Origin of the sequence: Pseudomonas sp. 8 R 14 (assembly GCF_900005955.1) — a bacterium.
Classification (GTDB): domain Bacteria; phylum Pseudomonadota; class Gammaproteobacteria; order Pseudomonadales; family Pseudomonadaceae; genus Aquipseudomonas; species Aquipseudomonas marginalis.
Genome location: NZ_CVTH01000055.1, coordinates 49,800 through 69,911 on the forward strand (window position 1 = coordinate 49,800; position 20,112 = coordinate 69,911).

General features: G+C 60.2%; 17 protein-coding genes, 1 tRNA gene and 1 pseudogene. 14 read left to right on the forward strand and 5 right to left on the reverse strand.

What is annotated here, in order from left to right; translation table 11 throughout:
- The first annotated feature begins 39 nt into the window (after positions 1 to 39).
- The 3 genes from rpoD (at position 40) to BFQ01_RS11745 (ending at position 5,847) form a co-directional block, all read left to right on the forward strand.
- Positions 40 to 1,890 (forward strand): RNA polymerase sigma factor RpoD, encoded by a 1,851-nt coding sequence (rpoD, locus tag BFQ01_RS11735; protein ID WP_065925398.1) that lies wholly within the window; start codon positions 40 to 42, stop codon positions 1,888 to 1,890.
- 121 nt (positions 1,891 to 2,011) lie between these two features.
- The gene (locus BFQ01_RS11740; protein ID WP_065925399.1) at positions 2,012 to 5,755 is read left to right on the forward strand and encodes a bifunctional diguanylate cyclase/phosphodiesterase; all 3,744 of its coding nucleotides are present in this window, start codon (positions 2,012 to 2,014) and stop codon (positions 5,753 to 5,755) included.
- A gap of 15 nt (positions 5,756 to 5,770) precedes the next feature.
- Positions 5,771 to 5,847 (forward strand) — tRNA-Ile (locus tag BFQ01_RS11745).
- A 73-nt stretch (positions 5,848 to 5,920) separates the two neighbouring features.
- On the opposite strand, the gene BFQ01_RS11750 is transcribed toward BFQ01_RS11745, so the two are convergent.
- Positions 5,921 to 6,346, reverse strand: a complete 426-nt coding sequence (locus BFQ01_RS11750) for a VOC family protein (RefSeq protein ID WP_027605927.1) — start codon at positions 6,344 to 6,346, stop codon at positions 5,921 to 5,923.
- A gap of 111 nt (positions 6,347 to 6,457) precedes the next feature.
- Between BFQ01_RS11750 and BFQ01_RS11755 the strand changes: the two genes are divergently transcribed.
- The 10 genes from BFQ01_RS11755 to pqqE all read left to right on the forward strand — a co-directional run bounded on the left by BFQ01_RS11755 (position 6,458) and on the right by pqqE (position 16,354).
- Positions 6,458 to 7,327: a LysR family transcriptional regulator gene (locus BFQ01_RS11755; RefSeq protein ID WP_065925400.1), complete on the forward strand. Its 870-nt coding sequence runs from the start codon at positions 6,458 to 6,460 to the stop codon at positions 7,325 to 7,327.
- A gap of 36 nt (positions 7,328 to 7,363) precedes the next feature.
- Complete coding sequence (locus BFQ01_RS11760; protein WP_032883895.1) at positions 7,364 to 7,810, forward strand: Lrp/AsnC family transcriptional regulator; 447 nt, start codon at positions 7,364 to 7,366, stop codon at positions 7,808 to 7,810.
- Positions 7,811 to 7,978: 168 nt separating this feature from the next.
- The gene (locus BFQ01_RS11765) at positions 7,979 to 9,661 is read left to right on the forward strand and encodes a flavin monoamine oxidase family protein (RefSeq protein WP_065925505.1); all 1,683 of its coding nucleotides are present in this window, start codon (positions 7,979 to 7,981) and stop codon (positions 9,659 to 9,661) included.
- A gap of 10 nt (positions 9,662 to 9,671) precedes the next feature.
- A complete protein-coding gene (locus tag BFQ01_RS11770; RefSeq protein ID WP_065925401.1) occupies positions 9,672 to 10,466 on the forward strand; it encodes a carbon-nitrogen hydrolase family protein in 795 nt (264 codons plus the stop codon).
- Positions 10,467 to 10,513: 47 nt separating this feature from the next.
- Positions 10,514 to 12,883, forward strand: coding sequence for a pyrroloquinoline quinone biosynthesis protein PqqF (gene pqqF, locus BFQ01_RS11775; protein WP_065925402.1), 2,370 nt, complete (start codon positions 10,514 to 10,516; stop codon positions 12,881 to 12,883).
- Positions 12,884 to 13,042: 159 nt separating this feature from the next.
- Positions 13,043 to 13,117, forward strand: coding sequence for a pyrroloquinoline quinone precursor peptide PqqA (gene pqqA / locus BFQ01_RS31410; RefSeq protein ID WP_003194766.1), 75 nt, complete (start codon positions 13,043 to 13,045; stop codon positions 13,115 to 13,117).
- A 71-nt stretch (positions 13,118 to 13,188) separates the two neighbouring features.
- A complete protein-coding gene (gene pqqB / locus BFQ01_RS11780) occupies positions 13,189 to 14,100 on the forward strand; it encodes a pyrroloquinoline quinone biosynthesis protein PqqB (RefSeq protein WP_010207003.1) in 912 nt (303 codons plus the stop codon).
- Positions 14,101 to 14,206: 106 nt separating this feature from the next.
- A complete protein-coding gene (gene pqqC / locus BFQ01_RS11785) occupies positions 14,207 to 14,959 on the forward strand; it encodes a pyrroloquinoline-quinone synthase PqqC (RefSeq protein ID WP_065925403.1) in 753 nt (250 codons plus the stop codon).
- Positions 14,956 to 15,231 carry a pyrroloquinoline quinone biosynthesis peptide chaperone PqqD gene (gene pqqD, locus BFQ01_RS11790; RefSeq protein ID WP_065925404.1) on the forward strand — a complete coding sequence of 92 codons (276 nt, stop codon included), beginning with the start codon at positions 14,956 to 14,958 and terminating at the stop codon, positions 15,229 to 15,231. Before pqqC ends, pqqD begins: the two co-directional genes overlap by 4 nt.
- Complete coding sequence (pqqE, locus tag BFQ01_RS11795) at positions 15,224 to 16,354, forward strand: pyrroloquinoline quinone biosynthesis protein PqqE (protein ID WP_065925405.1); 1,131 nt, start codon at positions 15,224 to 15,226, stop codon at positions 16,352 to 16,354. The genes pqqD and pqqE overlap by 8 nt, the downstream gene beginning before the upstream one ends.
- 5 nt (positions 16,355 to 16,359) lie before the next feature.
- Here pqqE and BFQ01_RS11800 read toward each other — a convergent pair whose 3' ends face one another.
- From BFQ01_RS11800 to BFQ01_RS11815, 4 genes and pseudogenes are all read right to left on the reverse strand, one after another.
- Complete coding sequence (locus tag BFQ01_RS11800; protein WP_010207008.1) at positions 16,360 to 16,518, reverse strand: YqaE/Pmp3 family membrane protein; 159 nt, start codon at positions 16,516 to 16,518, stop codon at positions 16,360 to 16,362.
- 95 nt (positions 16,519 to 16,613) lie between these two features.
- Positions 16,614 to 16,934, reverse strand: coding sequence for a helix-turn-helix domain-containing protein (locus tag BFQ01_RS11805; protein ID WP_065925406.1), 321 nt, complete (start codon positions 16,932 to 16,934; stop codon positions 16,614 to 16,616).
- Positions 16,918 to 17,283 (reverse strand): annotated as a pseudogene (locus tag BFQ01_RS11810) (type II toxin-antitoxin system RelE/ParE family toxin). The gene BFQ01_RS11805 and the pseudogene BFQ01_RS11810 overlap by 17 nt, the downstream one beginning before the upstream one ends.
- Positions 17,284 to 17,507: 224 nt before the next feature.
- Positions 17,508 to 18,776, reverse strand: coding sequence for an aspartate aminotransferase family protein (locus tag BFQ01_RS11815; protein WP_065925407.1), 1,269 nt, complete (start codon positions 18,774 to 18,776; stop codon positions 17,508 to 17,510).
- Between the two features lie 209 nt (positions 18,777 to 18,985).
- Here BFQ01_RS11815 and BFQ01_RS11820 point away from each other — a divergent pair, with 209 nt between their 5' ends.
- A complete protein-coding gene (locus BFQ01_RS11820) occupies positions 18,986 to 19,885 on the forward strand; it encodes a LysR family transcriptional regulator (protein WP_065925408.1) in 900 nt (299 codons plus the stop codon).
- Positions 19,886 to 20,112 lie beyond the last annotated feature (227 nt).

Consider the following 20,112-nt stretch of genomic DNA (forward strand, 5'->3'; position numbering starts at 1 on the left):
TGTTTTTTGCCCGCCAAGACCTTCAGTGGATAGGGTGTTATGTCCGGAAAAGCGCAACAGCAGTCTCGTATCAAAGAGTTGATCACCCTTGGTCGTGAGCAGAAGTATCTGACTTACGCAGAGGTCAACGATCACCTGCCTGAGGATATTTCAGATCCAGAGCAGGTGGAAGACATCATCCGCATGATTAATGACATGGGGATCCCCGTACACGAGAGTGCTCCGGATGCGGACGCCCTTATGTTGGCCGACGCCGATACCGACGAGGCAGCCGCTGAAGAAGCCGCTGCCGCGTTGGCCGCGGTGGAGACCGACATCGGTCGCACGACTGACCCTGTGCGCATGTATATGCGTGAAATGGGTACCGTCGAGTTGCTGACGCGCGAAGGCGAGATCGAAATCGCCAAGCGTATCGAAGAGGGTATCCGTGAAGTGATGGGCGCAATCGCGCACTTCCCTGGCACGGTTGACCACATTCTCTCCGAGTACACTCGCGTCACCACCGAAGGTGGCCGCCTGTCCGACGTCCTGAGCGGTTATATCGACCCGGACGACGGCATCGCGCCGCCTGCTGCCGAAGTACCGCCGCCTGTCGATGCCAAAGCCGCGAAAGCGGACGATGACACCGAAGACGACGAGGCTGAAGCCAGCACCGACGACGAAGACGAAGTCGAAAGCGGCCCAGACCCGATCATTGCTGCCCAGCGTTTCGGCGCGGTTTCCGATCAAATGGAAATCACCCGCAAGGCCCTGAAAAAGCACGGTCGCTCCAACAAGCTGGCAATTGCCGAGCTGCTGGCGCTGGCTGAGCTGTTCATGCCGATCAAGCTGGTCCCGAAGCAATTCGAAGGCCTGGTTGAACGCGTTCGTAGCGCCCTTGAGCGTCTGCGTGCACAAGAGCGTGCGATCATGCAGCTCTGTGTCCGTGATGCGCGCATGCCGCGTACCGACTTCCTGCGCCAGTTCCCGGGCCACGAAGTTGACGAAAGCTGGAGCGACGCCCTGGCCAAAGGTAAGGCGAAGTACGCTGAAGCCATTGGTCGCCTGCAGCCGGACATCATCCGTTGCCAGCAGAAGCTGACCGCGCTTGAGACCGAAACCGGTCTGACGATTGCCGAGATCAAGGACATCAACCGTCGCATGTCGATCGGTGAGGCCAAGGCCCGCCGCGCGAAGAAAGAGATGGTTGAAGCGAACTTGCGCCTGGTGATCTCCATCGCCAAGAAGTACACCAACCGTGGCCTGCAATTCCTCGATCTGATCCAGGAAGGCAACATCGGCTTGATGAAGGCTGTGGACAAGTTCGAATACCGTCGCGGCTACAAGTTCTCGACTTATGCCACCTGGTGGATCCGTCAGGCGATCACTCGCTCGATCGCCGACCAGGCCCGCACCATCCGTATTCCGGTGCACATGATCGAGACGATCAACAAGCTCAACCGTATTTCCCGGCAGATGTTGCAGGAAATGGGTCGCGAACCGACCCCGGAAGAGCTGGGCGAACGCATGGAAATGCCTGAGGATAAAATCCGCAAGGTATTGAAGATCGCTAAAGAGCCGATCTCCATGGAAACCCCGATCGGTGATGACGAAGACTCCCACCTGGGTGACTTCATCGAAGACTCGACCATGCAGTCGCCAATCGATGTCGCCACTGTTGAGAGCCTTAAAGAAGCGACCCGCGACGTACTGTCCGGCCTCACTGCCCGTGAAGCCAAGGTACTGCGCATGCGTTTCGGCATCGACATGAATACCGACCACACCCTTGAGGAAGTCGGTAAGCAGTTTGACGTGACCCGCGAGCGGATCCGCCAGATCGAAGCCAAGGCGTTGCGCAAGTTGCGCCACCCGACGCGGAGCGAGCATCTGCGCTCCTTCCTCGACGAGTGACACCAGAACCCCCGGCCCAGGCCGGGGGTTTTGCTTTGTACAGATAAAATCCCGCGCAAATCCCCTCCCCCGCAATGCCCGTCTACACTCGAAACATTCCCCGTGCCATAACGAGACCGTTATGCCCAGATTGCCGACTGTGTTACTGCTGTCGCTGCTGACCTGGACCGCAACGGCTGGCGCGTTGACTCTTAGCGATGATGAGCGTGGCTGGCTGGCGGACCATCAGGAGTTGCGCGTGGGGGTGGACGCCTCCTGGCCACCTTTCGAATACCGTGATGAAGAGGGCCGCTACCAAGGCCTGGCGGCGGACTACGTACGCCTGATCCAGGAACGCCTGGGGGTCAGGATCAAACTGATTGAGCCGGTCAATTGGAGTGCCTTGCTGGAGCGGGCACGCCACAACCAACTCGACCTGCTGCCGGGCATCATGTCTACCCCCGAGCGCCAGGACTTCATGGCATTCACACGCCCTTACCTGGACTTTCCCATTGTCATCCTTGCCCATGAAGGCGGCGCCCGACCACGCAACCTCAATGACCTTTATGGGCTGAAGATTGCTGTGGTGGAAAATTATGCCCCCCATGAACTGCTACGCACCCACCATCCAGACCTCAACCTGGTGGCCCTGCCCAATGTCAGTTCGACGCTGCAGGCGTTGGCCACCGACGAAGTCGACGCCGTGGTGGGCGACCTCGCGTCAAGCGTCTGGAGTCTGCGCCAGCTCAAGCTCGATGGCCTGTACGTAAGTGGTGAAACGCCGTACCGCTATCAATTGGCGATGGGTGTACCACGGGACAACAAAATACTGGTGGGCATCCTGGACAAGGTTCTCGCTGACCTCAGCCCGGCCGAAACCGAAGCCATCCAGCAACACTGGGTGGGCAGCCTCACCGACCACCGTACGTTCTGGACCGACCTGCTGATGTACGGCCTGCCCGCCGTGCTGTTGTTGAGCACCGTATTGGCCATCGTCATTCGGATCAATCGCCGACTGAGCTCGGAAATTTCCCGCCGCGTCGCCCTCGAACAGGAACTGCGCAGCAGCGAATACCACTATCGCGGCCTGGTGGAGAGCCTGTCTGCCATCGCCTGGGAAGCCAGCGTTAGCGATTTCACCTACAGCTATGTGTCACCCCACGCCGAGGATCTGCTCGGTTACCCGCGCGCCCATTGGCTGATTCCGGGCTTCTGGCGCAATATCATTCACCCCGCCGACCTCATCCGCGCCGAAGCCTATTGCTACCGGGAAACCCGCGCCAACCGCGACCACAGCATCGACTATCGGGTGATCACGGCGGACGGCCGCTGCCTTTGGGTGCGCGACATTGTGAGCCTGATCGAACACGGCCATGAGCCAGTGTTGCGGGGCTTGATGATCGACATCAGCGAAGCCAAACGTACTGAAGAGGCGCTGCAGCTTTCCGAGCAAAAATTTGCTTCCGTGTTTCAGCAATGCCCGGACATCCTGGTGATCGCGCGACTGTCCGATGGCTGCCTGCTTGAGGTCAACAAAGCATTTGAGGACCAAGTGGGCCTGAAAGCCGCGCAGGTGATCGGAAAAACCGCGACCGCCCTGAATATCTGGGGCATCCCCGGTATCGGCCCCGATCTGTTGAAACGCGTGCAAACCACCAGCATTCGCAACCTGGAAATGCCCTTTCTGCGCAGCAATGGCCAGGCCTTTATCGGGCTGATTTCCGCCGAGCCGTTTCAACTCGACACCACTGAAGCCATTGTGGTGGTGGTCCGCGACATCACCCAGCTCAAGGAAACCCAGCAACAACTGCAAATCTCCGAAGAGAAATTCGCCAAGGCCTTCCACGCCTCTCCCGATGGCTTGCTGCTGAGCCGCCAGCGGGATGGCCTGCTGATTGAAGTGAACGATGGTTTCAGTCGCATCACCGGCTTCAACAGCACGACATCCCTCGACCAATCGACCCTTGACCTGGGCATCTGGGTCGATCTTAACGAACGCAAGCACATGCTGGAGTTGATGCATCAAGATGGATACGTGCGTGACTTCATCTGCCATATACGCCGCAGCGACGGGCAGATCCGGCTGTGCGAAGTCTCCAGCCGACCACTGCCAATTGCCGGTGAAGACTGCATGCTCACCATCGCCCGGGACATCACCGAGCGCCAGCTGATGCAGGAAAAACTGCAACAGGCCGCCACGGTATTCGAGAGTACCGCCGAGGGCGTATTGATCACCGACACGCGCCAGAACATCAGCGCCGTCAACCGCGCCTTCAGCGAGATCACCGGCTACAGCGAAGCCGAAGCCCTTGGCCAGACACCGCGCCTGCTCGCCTCCGGCCTGCATGACAGCGCCTTCTACGCCGCCATGTGGCACCAGTTGACGGCCCAAGGTCATTGGCAGGGCGAAATCTCCAACCGCCGCAAGAACGGCGAGTTGTACCCCAGCTGGCTGACCATCAGCGCCGTGCGCAATCGCGACCAGTTGATCACGCATTTTGTCGCGGTGTTTGCCGACATCTCCAGCCTCAAGCTGGCCCAGGCGCGCCTCGACTATCAGGCGCACCACGACCCGCTGACCGGCCTGCCGAACCGCACACTGTTTGAAAGTCGGCTGCAGGCGGCCCTCAACGGCCATCAGGAAACCGGCAAACAAGGCGCGGTGCTGTTTCTCGACCTGGATCGTTTCAAACACATCAATGACAGCCTCGGCCACCCGATCGGCGACCTGCTGCTCAAAGACATCGCCGTACGCCTCAAGGAGCAACTGCGTGACATCGACACCGTCGCGCGCCTGGGCGGCGATGAATTCATCATCCTGCTGCCCGGCCTGCAACACGCCAGCGACGCCGAGCAACTGGCCAATAAGCTGCTGGCCTGCTTCACCCCACCGTTCCAGGCCGGCGAACACGAGTTCTTCATCAGCGCCAGCATCGGCACCAGCCTGTACCCCCAGGACGGCACCGACGTGGCCACCCTGGTCAAGAACGCCGACGCCGCGATGTACCGCTCCAAGGCCAAGGGGCGTAACCGGGTCGAAAGTTACACCCGCGACCTGACAGCTCAGGCCAACGAGCGCGTGGCACTGGAGCACGAACTGCGGCGAGCCATCGAACGTGATGAGTTGGTCCTGTATTACCAGCCAAAACTGAGCCTGCTGACACAAGAATTGATCGGCGCCGAAGCCTTGATCCGCTGGCACCACCCCACCTTTGGCGACGTCTCGCCCGAACACTTCATTGCCCTGGCCGAAGAGAACGGCATGATCCTGCAGATTGGCGACTGGGTGCTGGAGCACGCCTGCCTGCAAATGCACACCTGGCAAAGCACTTTCGATGGTTTTGGCCCGCTATCGGTCAACCTCGCCGGCGCGCAACTGCGCCACCCTGGTTTACTGGCTCGTATCGAACAGCTACTACGCGACTACAGCCTCGAACCGGGCTGCCTGCAACTGGAGATCACTGAAAACTTCATCATGAGCCAGGCCGAAGAAGCGCTGGCAGTCCTGCACCAACTCAAGCGCCTGGGCGTACAGCTGGCGATCGACGATTTCGGCACCGGCTATTCGTCCCTCAGCTATCTCAAGCGCCTGCCACTGGATTTCCTGAAGATCGACCAGTCCTTCGTCCGCGGCCTGCCTGACGACCCCCACGACGTCGCCATCGTGCGCGCCATCATCGCCCTGGGCCACAGCATGCAATTCACCATCATCGCAGAAGGCGTGGAGAACCCCGCACAGCAAGCCTTCCTGGCCGCTGAAGGCTGCGAACAGATGCAGGGCTACATCGTCAGCCTGCCGCTACCGCCCGAGCTTTTTGCGGCTACCTTCCTTCGCAGGAGCATTGAGGATTTTTCGGATAGCACAGTGGAGAAACCATCGTTATAATCCGCGACCTACTGAGGGCCTATAGCTCAGTTGGTCAGAGCAGAGGACTCATAATCCTTTGGTCCACGGTTCAAGTCCGTGTGGGCCCACCAATTCGAAAGCCGCGCATTGCGCGGCTTTTGTGTGTCTGGCACAGACGTTTTGCGTGGGGGGCTGCGTACAACCTTACTTCGCAAACAACTGCCCAATATCCCTGAATGCCTTGAACTCCAACGCATTGCCGCACGGGTCGAACAGGAACAAGGTCGCCTGCTCACCCACCTGTCCCTTGAACCGAATATGCGGTTCCAACACAAACGTCGTCTGCCGCGCCTGTAAACGGTCTGCCAGGGCGTGCCAATCTTCCCAGCCCAGCACCACGCCAAAATGCGGCACGGGCACGTCGTGGCCGTCGACGGCGTTGGTGTGGGCGGCTTCCTGGGAGGCGGTTTTCGGGTGTTCGTGGATCACCAGTTGATGGCCGAAGAAGTTGAAGTCGACCCAGTGTTCGCTGGAGCGGCCCTCCTCCAACCCAAAGACGTCGCCGTAGAAGTGCCGTGCAGCGGCGAGATCGAATACCGGAATTGCCAGGTGAAAGGGCGCGAGTGTCATCAGTTCAAACCTCTATGGGCGTTAGTAACCCGAGTTTAGCCTTGCTCCCAACGATGAAAAGACGATAGTTTTTGCGTCGAGCTCAAAAATTTTTGATGAATCGAGACATCGATGCTGCGTGAATTGAAGACCTTTATTGCGGTAACGCGCCACGGGACGTTTGCGTCAGCGGGCATGCATATCGGGCTGACGCAGTCAGCGGTGAGTGCCCAGATTCGTCAGTTGGAGCAAGCGCTGGGCGTGCAGCTGTTCGACCGCACCGGCCGCCAGGCCACCCTGAATGCCGCCGGTTTGCGCGCATTACCCTTGGCCAAGGAGATTCTGGAGACCTTCAACCGCATGGCGGTGCCGGTGAATACCAATGAATACCGGGGTGAGTTGAAAGTCGGTGCTATCACTACGGCTCAAACCGGTTTGCTGCCCCAGGCGCTGGTGCGCTTGCGCCAGGCCGCGCCAACGGTTGAGTGCAAGTTGGTGCCTGGTGTCTCCCTGGAACTGTTGAACCAGGTCGACGCTGGAGAGTTGGATTCGGCAATCATCATTCGACCGCCCTTCGACCTGCCCAAGGAGTTGTATGTGCAGGTGCTGCGCAAGGAGCCGTTCGTGTTGGTCGTGCCGAACACATTGGTGGGCGACGACCCTTTGCACCTACTCAACACCCAGCCCCATGTGCGCTATGACCGTGCTTCGTTTGGCGGCCGACTCGTAAGCCGGTTTCTGCGCGAGCAGAAGCTTGAGGTGCAAGTGGCGCTGGAGCTGGATGAACTCGAAGCCATCGTCAGGATGGTGGAGTGTGGCCTGGGCGTATCGTTGATTCCAAAGGCAGGCTTGTGGCTGGAGCGCTCGCCCCAAGTAAGAATAATCCCGCTGGGCAAGCTGACTTTTTTCCGCGAGATCATCCTGCTGGGCCGCTACAGCCAACGTCACCTGCCGGTACCACAACTGTTTGCCCGCTGCCTGCTGGCCGATCCAAGCCTGTAACATGCGTTCCCATTGCCGCCCGTCACGGAGCCCCACGTGCCTGTTCTAGATGAAATCGATCGCCAGTTGATCGCCGCCTTGCAGATCAACGCCCGCGAAAGCGTGGCCATGCTTGCCCGGCAGTTGGGCATTGCGCGCACCACGGTGACGTCGCGCCTTGCGCGCCTGGAGAAAACCCAGGTGATCACCGGTTATGGTGTGCGCCTGGGTCAACGCGTGGCAGATGGCGGCTTGCAGGCCTATGTGGGGATCACCGTGCAACCGCGCTCGGGCAAAGAAGTGCTGCGCAGGCTGAGCGCCATGGCCCAGGTTCAACAATTGTGCGCGGTCAGCGGCGAGTTCGATTACGTGGCCTGGTTGCGCACCGATTCGCCGGAACAGCTCGATCAGTTACTGGACCAGATCGGCAGTGTCGATGGCGTGGAGAAAACCACCACATCGATCATCCTCAGTAACAAATTGGATCGCGGCCAACCAATCTGACCACCTAATTCGTCACTATGACTAAAAACAATTCATTCCGACGACACTTTGCGTCTTATTAACGAACGCAACGCTCCCTAAACTGGCTGCCATCTTTTCCTATACTCAGCGGGTCACTTCCCGCCGAGTCGTCAGCAAGGGCCCGCCATGAGCATTCCGTCCAGCACTATCAGCAAGACCCATCGCCACCCTGCCGACGGTAAAAAACCCATCACCATCTTTGGCCCGGATTTCCCGTTCGCCTTCGATGACTGGATCGAACACCCCGCCGGACTCGGCAGTATCCCCGCCGCCAATCATGGCGCCGAAGTGGCCATCGTCGGCGCCGGTATCGCCGGGCTGGTCGCCGCCTACGAGCTGATGAAGCTGGGCCTCAAGCCCGTGGTGTATGAGGCCTCGAAGATGGGCGGCCGTTTGCGTTCCCAGGCCTTCGAAGGCGCCGAAGGCATCATCGCCGAGTTGGGCGGCATGCGTTTTCCGGTGTCCTCTACCGCGTTCTATCACTACGTCGACAAGCTGGGTCTGGAAACCAAACCCTTCCCCAACCCGCTGACGCCGGCTTCCGGCAGTACGGTGATCGATCTCGAAGGCCAGACCCACTACGCACAAAAGCTGTCCGATCTGCCTGCGCTGTTCCAGGAAGTGGCTGACGCCTGGGCCGACGCCCTGGAAGCCGGCTCGCAGTTCGGCGATATCCAGCAAGCCATCCGCGACCGTGATGTGCCGCGCCTCAAAGCGCTGTGGAACAAGTTGGTGCCCTTGTGGGACGACCGCACCTTCTACGACTTCGTAGCCACCTCCAAGGCCTTCGCCAAGTTGTCGTTCCACCACCGCGAGGTGTTTGGCCAGGTAGGTTTCGGCACCGGTGGCTGGGACTCGGATTTCCCCAACTCCATGCTGGAAATATTCCGCGTGGTCATGACCAACTGTGACGATCACCAGCACCTGGTGGTCGGCGGCGTAGCCCAGGTGCCGATGGGCATCTGGCGCCATGTGCCGGAGCGTTGCGCCCATTGGCCCGCCGGTACCAGCCTGAGCTCGCTGCACCGCGGTGCACCACGGGCCGGGGTAAAACGCATCGCCCATGCTGCCGATGGCCGTTTCGCGGTGACCGACAACTACGGCGATACCCGCGAATACGCGGCCGTGCTCACCACCTGCCAAAGCTGGCTGCTGACTACCCAGATCGAGTGCGATGAAACACTGTTCTCGCAAAAGATGTGGATGGCCCTCGACCGCACGCGCTACATGCAATCGTCAAAGACCTTCGTGATGGTCGACCGCCCGTTCTGGAAAGACAAAGACCCGGAGACCGGCCGCGACCTGATGAGCATGACCCTCACCGATCGCCTCACGCGCGGCACTTACCTTTTCGACAACGGCGACGACAAGCCAGGGGTGATCTGCCTGTCGTACTCGTGGATGAGCGACGCGCTGAAAATGCTCCCGCAGCCCATCGACAAACGGGTGAAACTGGCGCTGGACGCCTTGAACAAGATCTACCCGAAAGTCGACATCAAGGCGCGCATCATCGGCGACCCGATCACCGTGTCCTGGGAAGCCGACCCGCATTTCCTCGGGGCCTTCAAAGGCGCGCTGCCGGGTCACTACCGCTACAACCAACGTATGTATGCGCACTTCATGCAGAAGGACATGCCCGCTGAACAGCGTGGGATTTTTATCGCCGGTGACGACGTGTCCTGGACTCCAGCATGGGTGGAGGGCGCGGTACAAACCTCATTGAACGCGGTGTGGGGCATCATGACCCACTTTGGCGGCAGCACTCACCCCGAGAACCCGGGGCCGGGTGATGTGTTCGATGAGATCGGGCCGATTGCCCTGGCTGACTAAGGAGTTGAACATGCGCGTCGCCCTGTACCAATGCCCACCGCTGCCGCTGGATGTCGCAGGCAACCTCAAGCGTCTGCACCAACTGGCGCATGAAGCATCCGGTGCCGATGTGCTGGTGCTGCCGGAGATGTTCCTCACCGGTTACAACATCGGTGCCGAAGCCGTGGGTGCCTTGGCCGAAGCCCAGGACGGGGAGTCTGCCCAAGCCGTTGCCGAAATCGCGCAGAGCGCCGGGCTGGCGATTCTGTACGGCTACCCGGAGCGGGCCGAAGACGGGCAGATCTACAACGCCGTGCAGTTGATCGACGCCCACGGCCAGCGCCTGTGCAACTACCGCAAGACCCATCTGTTCGGCGATCTGGATCACTCGATGTTCAGTGCCGGCGACGATGATTTCCCGCTGGTGGAACTCAACGGATGGAAGTTGGGGTTCCTGATCTGCTATGACCTGGAGTTCCCGGAAAACACCCGACGCCTGGCCCTGGCCGGTGCCGAGCTGATCCTGGTGCCCACCGCCAATATGGTGCCGTTCGACTTCGTCGCCGATGTCACCGTGCGGGCGCGGGCCTTCGAGAACCAGTGCTACGTGGCCCACGCCAATTACTGCGGGCACGAAGGCGATATCCAGTACTGCGGGCAAAGCAGCATTGCCGCACCAGATGGTCAGCGAATCGCCCAGGCCGGCCTGGATGAAGCCTTGATTGTCGGGACAGTGGACCGGCAATCGATCCTCGACGCCCGCGCCGCCAACCATTACCTGCAAGACCGGCGTCCCGAGCTTTACGGCCCGCTGTACAAGCCCTGACTGAATGGGTTTGTTAGCATAGGCACTTGCCCGTTCTGGAAGTGCCCATGCCCGCCCCGGCCCACCTTTATCCCGTTCACCTGACCCTGGCCAATGGCCTGCGGGTTTCCCTGCGCCATGCACCGCGCTTAAAACGTTGCGCGGCGGCGCTGCGGGTGGCTGCCGGTAGCCACGACGTGCCGTTGGCCTGGCCGGGGCTGGCGCATTTTCTTGAGCATTTGTTGTTTCTGGGAACCGAGCGATTTCCTGCAGGCGAAGGGCTGATGGCCTACGTACAGCGCCACGGCGGCCAAGTGAATGCAAGCACCCGCGAACGCACCACGGACTTCTTCTTTGAACTACCGGTTTCAGTCTATGCGCACGGGCTGGAGCGACTGGCGGACATGCTGACCCATCCGCGCCTGACCCTGAAAGATCAACGGCGCGAGCGCGAAGTGCTGCACGCCGAGTACGTCGCCTGGTCCCAGGATGCCAAGGCACAGCAGCAGGTGGCGCTGCTAGAAGGCTTGGCAGCGGATCATCCACTGCGCGGCTTTCACGCGGGCAACCGCGACAGCCTGCCGGTGGAGCGCGAGGCGTTTCAGCAAGCACTGCGGGAATTCCACACGCATTTCTATCAAAGCGGACAGATGACGCTGAGCCTCGCCGGCCCGGAGCCGCTGCAAGAACTGGAAGCCCTGGCGCAGCGTTTCAGCGCGCAACTGATCGCTGGCCCCTTGCATCCGCAGGCCTCACCACCGGCCTTGATGCAAGGCCAGGCTCGGCGCTATCAACACATCGACAACAACCACTTGCACCACGTCATCACCTGTGACGCGCCCCGTGAAGCCCTGGATTTCCTCTGCACCTGGCTCAATGCCTCTGCGCCGGGCGGGCTGCTCGCCGAGTTGAAAACCCGACACTTGGCCAGCGTCCTGCAGGCATCGGTGCTGTACCACTTCGCCGGTCAAGCCGTGCTGGACATCGACTTTACACTCGACAGCAAGGACGAACCGCCCACACACATTGAGACGCTGCTGCACGACTGGCTGAGCTTTTTCGCCCACAGCGATTGGACGCCACTGCGCGAAGAGTTCGCCCTGCTGAACGCTCGCCAACAACAGGTCCAGGGCGCCCTGGCATTGGCTCGAAACGACAGCGAAGACCTCAGTGAACAGGGCGTCGCCGCGCTCAAGGCCCTGCTTGATTCACTGCACTTGCCGCCCGCCGAACACCGTTGGCAACTGCCGCCGAACAACCCGTTCCTGCGCCCACCGGCCAAAGAAGAACGCGCCGGCCTGATCCGTGGCCAAACCAGCGCTCACCGAGGCTTGCGCACGTTTGCCCAGGATCGTTCACGGGGGCGAAGGGACGTATCGGCGCTGACCTTCAGCCAGGCCTTGGCGGATGACGGCGATGAAGGCGCGCTGTACGTGCAGTGGCGCTTCGACGCGCCAGCGCCTGCCGGGCTGGAAAACACCTTGCAGCCGTTGCGTGAACATGCGCGCCAGGCGGGCGTCGAATTATCTCTCGAAGCCACCGGCCATGATTGGTTGGTGAAGATAACCGGGCTGCACGAGCCGATGCCGGCCGTGCTGGAGGCGTTGGGGCAGCGCCTGAACCTGCCGCAGGAAACTGCCCCGGCACCTGCGCCCATGATCGCTATCCGGGAACTGCTCCAGGCCCTGCCCGCGTGCTGCGCCACCGGCCATGCCGACGCCAGCGAACAGCCTGGATCCTGGGCCACTGCACGCTGGCTCGGCCTGGGGCTGAGTCTGCCCGCCGCATGTGAAACGTTGATAAAGGCCGCCGCCGCCCGTCTGCCCGGGCAACCTGCACACTTCGAACCGTCTCTTCAACACCTCGGTGGTCAACGTGTGTGGCATACGGTTAAAACTGCCTCAACCGAAGCCGCGGTGCTGCTGTTTTGCCCGGCACCCAGCCAATCCCTGGCCGATGAAGCCTCATGGCGGCTGCTTGGGCACCTGCTCCAAGGGCCGTTCTACCAACGCCTGAGGGTCGAGTTGCAATTGGGCTACGCCGTATTCAGCGGTGTCCGACAGATCAACGGGCAAACCGGCCTGCTGTTGGGTGTGCAATCACCCAGCGTTTCACTGGCAGGTATCGTCGATCACCTGCAAACCTTCCTGAAACACCTACCGGTGTTGATCGACGGCAGCGTTGACGTGGGCAATCACGCCTTGGCACAGCAGTTCTGCGCCGCGACGTTACCGATCACCCAAAGCGCCGAACTGCTTTGGCACGCGCGCCTGGCGGGCCATCCGTCGGATTATCTGTACCGGCTTCAACAGCTGATCCAGGCCCGCACACGGGAGGACCTGCAACACGCGGCCCAACAGCTGCAGGACGCGACCGGCGGCTGGCGCTGCATCGCCAACGGCCCACCTGTCGACGAGAGCTGGCAACCGGCGAGCTGATCATTGCCAACCCTGCAACAGGCTTTTTCCACCAAGACAGCGCTAACTTGAGAAGAATTGCGTAACATTCCCACGCACACATCTGAACATCTCCGACTGGAGGTGGACTATATGTATTACTTGGTAGTAAACGTCCCATCCCTTCGTAGGAGTAAGAATATGACCTGGTCCAAACCTGCTTACACTGATCTGCGTATCGGCTTCGAAGTCACCATGTACTTCGCCAGCCGCTAAGCCGCTGGGTAATACAACGCCTCGGTTCGCCCGGGGCGTTTTTGTTTTGAGCTTTGCTTGATGGAGCGGCCATGTTTGTCCAGATTCTAGGTTCCGCCGCTGGCGGCGGCTTCCCGCAGTGGAACTGCAACTGCGTGAACTGCGCAGGTTTTCGTGACGGCAGCCTGCGGGCGCAGGCGCGGACCCAGTCGTCCATCGCCATTTCCGACGATGGCGTGAACTGGGTACTGTGCAATGCCTCACCGGATATCCGCGCGCAACTCCAGGGTTTTGCGCCGATGCAGCCCGGCCGCGCACTGCGCGACACCGGCATCAGTGCCATCATCCTGATGGACAGCCAGATCGACCACACCACCGGCCTGTTGAGCCTGCGCGAAGGTTGCCCGCACCAGGTGTGGTGCACCGACATGGTCCATGAAGACCTGAGCACCGGCTTCCCGCTGTTCACCATGCTCACCCACTGGAACGGCGGCCTGGCCTGGAACCGCATCGAGCTGGATGCCAGCTTCACCATCCCGGCCTGCCCCAACCTGCGCTTCACCCCGTTGCCCCTGCGTAGCGCCGCCCCACCGTACTCGCCGCACCGCTTCGACCCGCACCCAGGCGATAACATCGGCCTGATCGTCGAAGACCTGCGCACCGGCGGCAAACTGTTCTACGCCCCGGGCCTGGGCAAGGTCGACGCGCCGTTGCTGGAGATCATGGCCGGCAGCGATTGCCTGCTGGTGGACGGTACGATGTGGGACGACGATGAAATGCAGCGCCGTGGCGTCGGCACCCGCACCGGCCGCGAGATGGGCCACCTGGCGCAAAATGGCCCCGGCGGCATGCTCGAAGTGCTGGAGCAGTTGCCCAAGCAGCGCAAGGTGCTTATCCACATCAACAACACCAACCCGATCCTCGATGAAGATTCTCCCGAGCGCGCGGAACTGGTGCGGCGCAATGTCGAAGTCGCTTACGACGGCATGAGCATCGAACTGTAGGAGCGGGCTTGCCCGCGAAAAACCCAAGGGCACCGTGCTCATTCAGAACGCCCACGTCATCGTTAACGACCTTCGCGAGCAAGCTCGCTCCTACAGGAGACCTCTTATGACTGATAGACCGATGAACACCGCCGAATTCGAAGCCGCCTTGCGGGCCAAAGGCGCCTTCTACCATATCCATCACCCGTACCACGTGGCGATGTATGAAGGCCGTGCCACCCGCGAGCAGATCCAGGGCTGGGTCGCCAACCGTTTCTATTACCAGGTGAACATCCCGCTGAAAGACGCGGCGATCCTGGCCAACTGCCCGGACCGCGAGATCCGTCGCGAGTGGATTCAGCGCCTGCTCGACCACGATGGCGCACCGGGTGAGGACGGCGGTATCGAAGCCTGGCTGCGTTTGGGCCAAGCGGTCGGCCTCGACCCCGACCAGTTGCGCTCCCAGGAATTGGTATTGCCCGGCGTACGCTTTGCGGTAGACGCCTACGTCAACTTTGCGCGCCGCGCCAGCTGGCAGGAAGCCGCCAGCAGCTCGCTCACCGAGCTGTTCGCGCCGCAGATCCACCAATCGCGCCTCGACAGCTGGCCGCAGCACTACCCGTGGATCGACCCCACCGGCTACGAATATTTCCGCACCCGCCTGGGCCAGGCGCGGCGCGACGTGGAGCATGGGCTGGCAATCACCTTGCAGCACTACACCACCCGAGAAGGCCAGGAGCGCATGCTGGAAATCCTCCAGTTCAAACTCGACATCCTGTGGAGCATGCTGGATGCCATGAGCATGGCCTACGAACTGAAACGCCCGCCGTATCACAGCGTGACCGAGCAGCGGGTGTGGCATAAAGGGATCACCCTATGAGCTTTGATCGCAGCAGAAAACCGACCTGGCGCCAGGGCTACCGTTACCAGTACGAACCCGCGCAAAAAGGCCATGTGTTGCTCTACCCCGAAGGCATGATCAAGCTCAACGACAGCGCCGCGCTGATTGGTGGCCTGATTGACGGTGAGCGCGACGTGGCGGCGATCATTACCGCCCTCGAAGAACAGTTCCCCGGCGTACCTGAGCTGGGTGACGACATCGAGCAATTCATGGAGGTCGCCCGTGCTGAGCACTGGATCACCCTTGCCTGAAAAACCCGCCATCGGCCTGCCGCTGTGGTTGCTCGCCGAGCTGACCTATCGCTGCCCGCTGCAATGCCCGTATTGCTCCAACCCGCTGGACTTTGCCGAGCAGGGCAAGGAGCTGAGCACCGAGCAGTGGATCAAGGTATTTCGCGAGGCCCGCGAGATGGGCGCGGCGCAACTGGGGTTTTCCGGCGGTGAGCCGCTGGTGCGCCAGGACCTCGCCGAGTTGATCGCCGAGGCGCGCAAGCTGGGGTTCTACACCAACCTGATCACCTCAGGCATCGGCCTGACCGAGCAGAAGATCAGCGACTTCAAGAAAGCCGGCCTGGACCATATCCAGATCAGCTTCCAGGCCAGCGACGAACAGGTGAACAACCTGCTGGCCGGTTCGAAAAAAGCCTTTGCGCAAAAACTGGAAATGGCCCGCGCCGTGAAGGCGCATGGCTACCCGATGGTGCTGAACTTCGTCACCCATCGGCACAATATCGACAAGATCGACCGCATCATCGAGCTGTGTATTGCGCTGGAGGCGGATTTTGTCGAGCTTGCCACCTGCCAGTTCTATGGCTGGGCACAACTCAATCGCGTGGGTTTATTGCCGACGAAGGAACAACTGGTGCGCGCCGAACGCATCACCAACGAATACCGTGCCAAGCTCGAAGCCGAAGGCCATCCGTGCAAGCTGATCTTCGTGACACCGGACTACTACGAGGAGCGCCCGAAGGCCTGTATGAACGGCTGGGGCAGTATCTTTCTGACCGTGACGCCGGACGGCACCGCCCTGCCCTGCCACGGTGCCCGACAAATGCCGGTGCAGTTTCCCAATGTGCGCGACCACAGCATGCAGCACATCTGGTACGACTCTTTCGGGTTCAACCGCTTTCGCGGCTACGACTGGATGCCCGAGCCGTGTCGTTCGTGCGATGAAAAGGAAAAGGATTTCGGTGGCTGCCGTTGCCAGGCCTTCATGCTCACGGGGGATGCGAGCAATGCCGACCCGGTGTGCAGTAAGTCCGAGCAGCACGGCATCATCCTCAAGGCGCGTGAAGAAGCCGAGCACGCTACCCAGACCATCGAGCAACTGGCCTTTCGCAATGAGCGCAATTCACGGATCATCGCAAAAGGCTGACGGGCTCAGCGCTTGGCGATGATGTACACGGCGTGAATGATGCCTGGGAAGTAACCGCACAAGGTCAGCAGAATATTCAGCCAGAACGCGCCGGCGAAACCCACTTGCAGGAACACACCCAGTGGCGGCAGCAGAATGGCGATGATGATACGAATGATGTCCATGGGTCAGCTCCAGAAAATCGGCTCGTGTGAGCCGTGTAGCTAATCGACCTTGGGCGTTCGTGAGGGTTCAGTGGGATCTGGCACCGGGCCATCCTTCAGGCCAGAATTTCTAACCCATGCTTTTGCACGATGCTAAGAAGTTTGAGCGCCATGCCGCTGGGTTGCTTCTCGCCAGATTCCCATTTCTTCACCGTGGAGGCGCTGGTATTCAGGTAACGAGCAAACACCGGTTGGCTGACATGGCTACTTTCACGTAGCTGCTTGATCTGTTCGGCAGGGATTTGCGCCGGGATCTTTGCAAGGCATGCCTCGTCGAACTCACGAAGAGTAGTTTTGTTGATGGCGCCAATTGCATAAAGCGCTTTGGCAGATTGGTGAACAGACTCAAGAATTTCGCTTTCATATTTTTTGGTCATGGTGCATCTCCACAAATTCCCCACTATCCAGAAGGTGTTGAACCTGTACCTCGTTTAACCCTTCATAAACCTTAGCCAGTGCTCGCAACGCGCTGAGTTCCTTATGGCTGATATTGCTTCGCCTCTACTTGTCAAAAAGAGAGTTATAAACCCAGTAATGCCTGCCCTTGGCCAAGACAATAGATCGATGTCGGTTCTCTTTGAGGCGTTTCTTCCAGACACCACCTCCCAAATTGTCAGCTTGCCCCCTGAGCAATTGGCCGAACGCCTCCCTCAACTCCGAATCACAGATCCACGCCTTTCTGGCCGCCTCAGCAAAATTCCTGGTTTTAAACAACCTAAGCCTCAGGGATATCCCTTCCCATAAACATACCACCCAGTGGCATAGATTAGAAGTGGAGCAACCAATGCTCCGTCGACAGTCCTTATCGACGCACGCTAAAAAGCCATTGTTTTCACAGGCGATCAATCAACGCTTTCAATCCAAAAATTTCACACGCAAAAAAACGCCCCCAGCCGAAAAAATCAGGCTGGAGGCGCCGCGTATACCGCGAGACGGTTCAGGAATGTGGGTTAAACGGCGATGCCCTTGCGGCATTGCAACTGGGCGGTGCGCACCCGGGAAAAAGCGCGGGCCAGGCGCAGGAGCATTTCGTCGATGTTGCTTTTGCTCACCGTAAGCGCCGGGGTGAAGCGCAGGCAGTCAGGTTGCGGGGCGTTGAGGATCAGGCCTTCGTGCAGGGCGGCTTTTACCACTGCATCTGCAGAATCATCCGACAGCGTCAGGCCCCACATCAGGCCGTGGCCGCGCAATGGGCCCTGGTCGTAGCGGTAGGCCAGTCGGGCAAGGCCTTCGCCCAGGTAAAGGCCGGATTCACGTACGTGTTCCAGGAAGCCGTGCTCCAGCACCGTATCGAGTACCGCCAGCCCGGCCGCTGCCATCAATGCGTTGCCATGATGGGTGCCTTCCAGCTCACCCACTTCAAAGCAACAGGCGTTGCCTCGCGCCAGCAGCGCAGCCAACGGCACGCCGCCGCCCAGGCCTTTGCCGAGGGTGATGATGTCGGCTCGCACACCGTATTGCTGTTCGGCAAGCAAGGTGCCGCAACGGCCGAGGCCGGTTTGCACTTCGTCGAGGATCAGCAGGATCCCCAGCTCGCGGCACAGCCGTTCAACCCCCTTGAGGTAATGTTCCGTCGCGGGGATCACACCGGCTTCGCTCTGGACCGGCTCCAGCAGGATGGCGACTGTCTGTGCATCGACCGCAGCATGCAGGGCCGGAAGGTCGTTGAAGGGCACATGGCTGAAGCCGGGCAATTGCGGTTCAAAGCGGTTTTCCAGATTGCCGGCCGACGCCGCCAGTGCCGCGAAACTGCGACCATGGCAACCATTGCTCGCACTGATAATGCGGTAGGCCTCGCCGCGATGCAGTTGGCCCCACTTGCGCGCCAGCTTGATCGCCGCTTCGCAGGCCTCGGCGCCACTGTTGAGCAGGTAGGCCTGGTCGCTGCCGGTACGATGGCACAGGCGGTCGACAAGATTGAGTTGAGCGCGGTTATGCAGCCCCAGGCCTGGATTGATCAGGGCCTGGGTCTGGTCGGCAAGGGCTTTGATCAAGACCTGCGGGCTGTGGCCGAGGCTGTTGGCAGCGTTGCCCTGGCTGAAATCCAGGTAGGCACGCTCGTCGCTGTCCCACAGCCACGAGCCCTGGCCACGAACGAAAACCTGAGGCGGCCTCGCCACGGTGGGCATCAGCGCCTCACTGGACAGCGTATCGGGTGAAGCCTCCAGCACCAGGTCGTCCAGGCTGGGCACGGGGCGACGCATATTGAAGAGATTCACAGCTTGCCCCCAGTGGCAACCGGACCTTGGTCGGTTTTCCCTGCAATCACTGTCTGAGGGTGTGTTGCCTTGCCTATGTAAACGCCATCAACATAAACGCTGTTCATTGCCCGATCCGGCCCTGTAAGCCCTGCGAATAGGCGCTAGACTAGGCGCCTCGGGGGCCACCGGCCATTTCGTTTTTCCAGCTTTTTCGATAAGCAAACCTTATGGATTTTAAGCAACTGCGTTATTTCGTCGCGGTGTATGAAGAAGGCCATGTGGGCCGTGCCGCTGAACGCCTGTCGATCTCACAGCCAGCGCTCTCACAACAGATCCGCCAGTTGGAGCGCAACCTCGATGTGAGCCTGTTCGAACGCAGCAGCAAACGCCTGCTGCCCACCCTGGCCGCCCATACGCTGTACAACCATGCCTTGCCGCTGATCGATGGCATGCAGCAAGCCGTCGAAGCCTTGCGTAACTTCAAGGGCCAGGCCATGCGCACCCTGGCCATCGGCGTGCTGCAAACCGTGCACACCAGCCTGGTCCCGCAAATGCTCGAGCGCGTGCGCAAGGCCCAGCCGCACCTGGTGGTGCAGATCTACGAATTGACCGGGATCGAGATTGAACGGCGGTTGCTTAACGGCTCGCTGGACATCGGCATCAGCTATCTGCCACCACGCCAGCCGGGGCTGCACGGTGTGTTGTTGTACGAAGATGAATTGAAGATAGTCATCCCCGAGGGCCATTCCCTGCGCGAATTCAAGAAAGTCTCGCTGAAACAGGCCGCCGAACTGCCGATGTTGTTGCTGGGGGAAGAGTTCCAGGTTCGACAGATCTGGCAGGGTCAGTTATCCAACCTCGGACGCCGGCCGCAGGTACAGGCGGAGTTGAATACCATGGTGGGGATTCTCGACAGCTTGCCTAACACCAAATTGGCCACGGTGCTGCCGGGACGCTCCCAGGACGAACACAACAGCCAGTCGCTGCTCTGGAAACCCTTGAGTGAACCCAGGGTGCCGTTAAAGGTAGGTTTGGTGTGTCGCGATGTACAGCGCCAGCAGGCAACCATGGCGCTGCTGCGCACCTTGCTGGAAGACGTGATGAATGCGCCGCAGGCCCTGCCCTGAAATTCGGCGCCTGACTTTTTCGCGGGCAAAAGAAAACCCCGCCGAAGCGGGGCTTTGCAGACTGTTTCCCTGACATCCATTTCACTCCGCCATCCTGGCAGAATCCTACGTGTCCGTGTTGTTGCTTTGCGCTTCCTGCGCGACGTCCATGTGAAGTAGATTATCCGTGGATCCAATTTGGCGATAGAGGACGATTAGCAGTACGTCATGTAAGAGAATGCTTACAC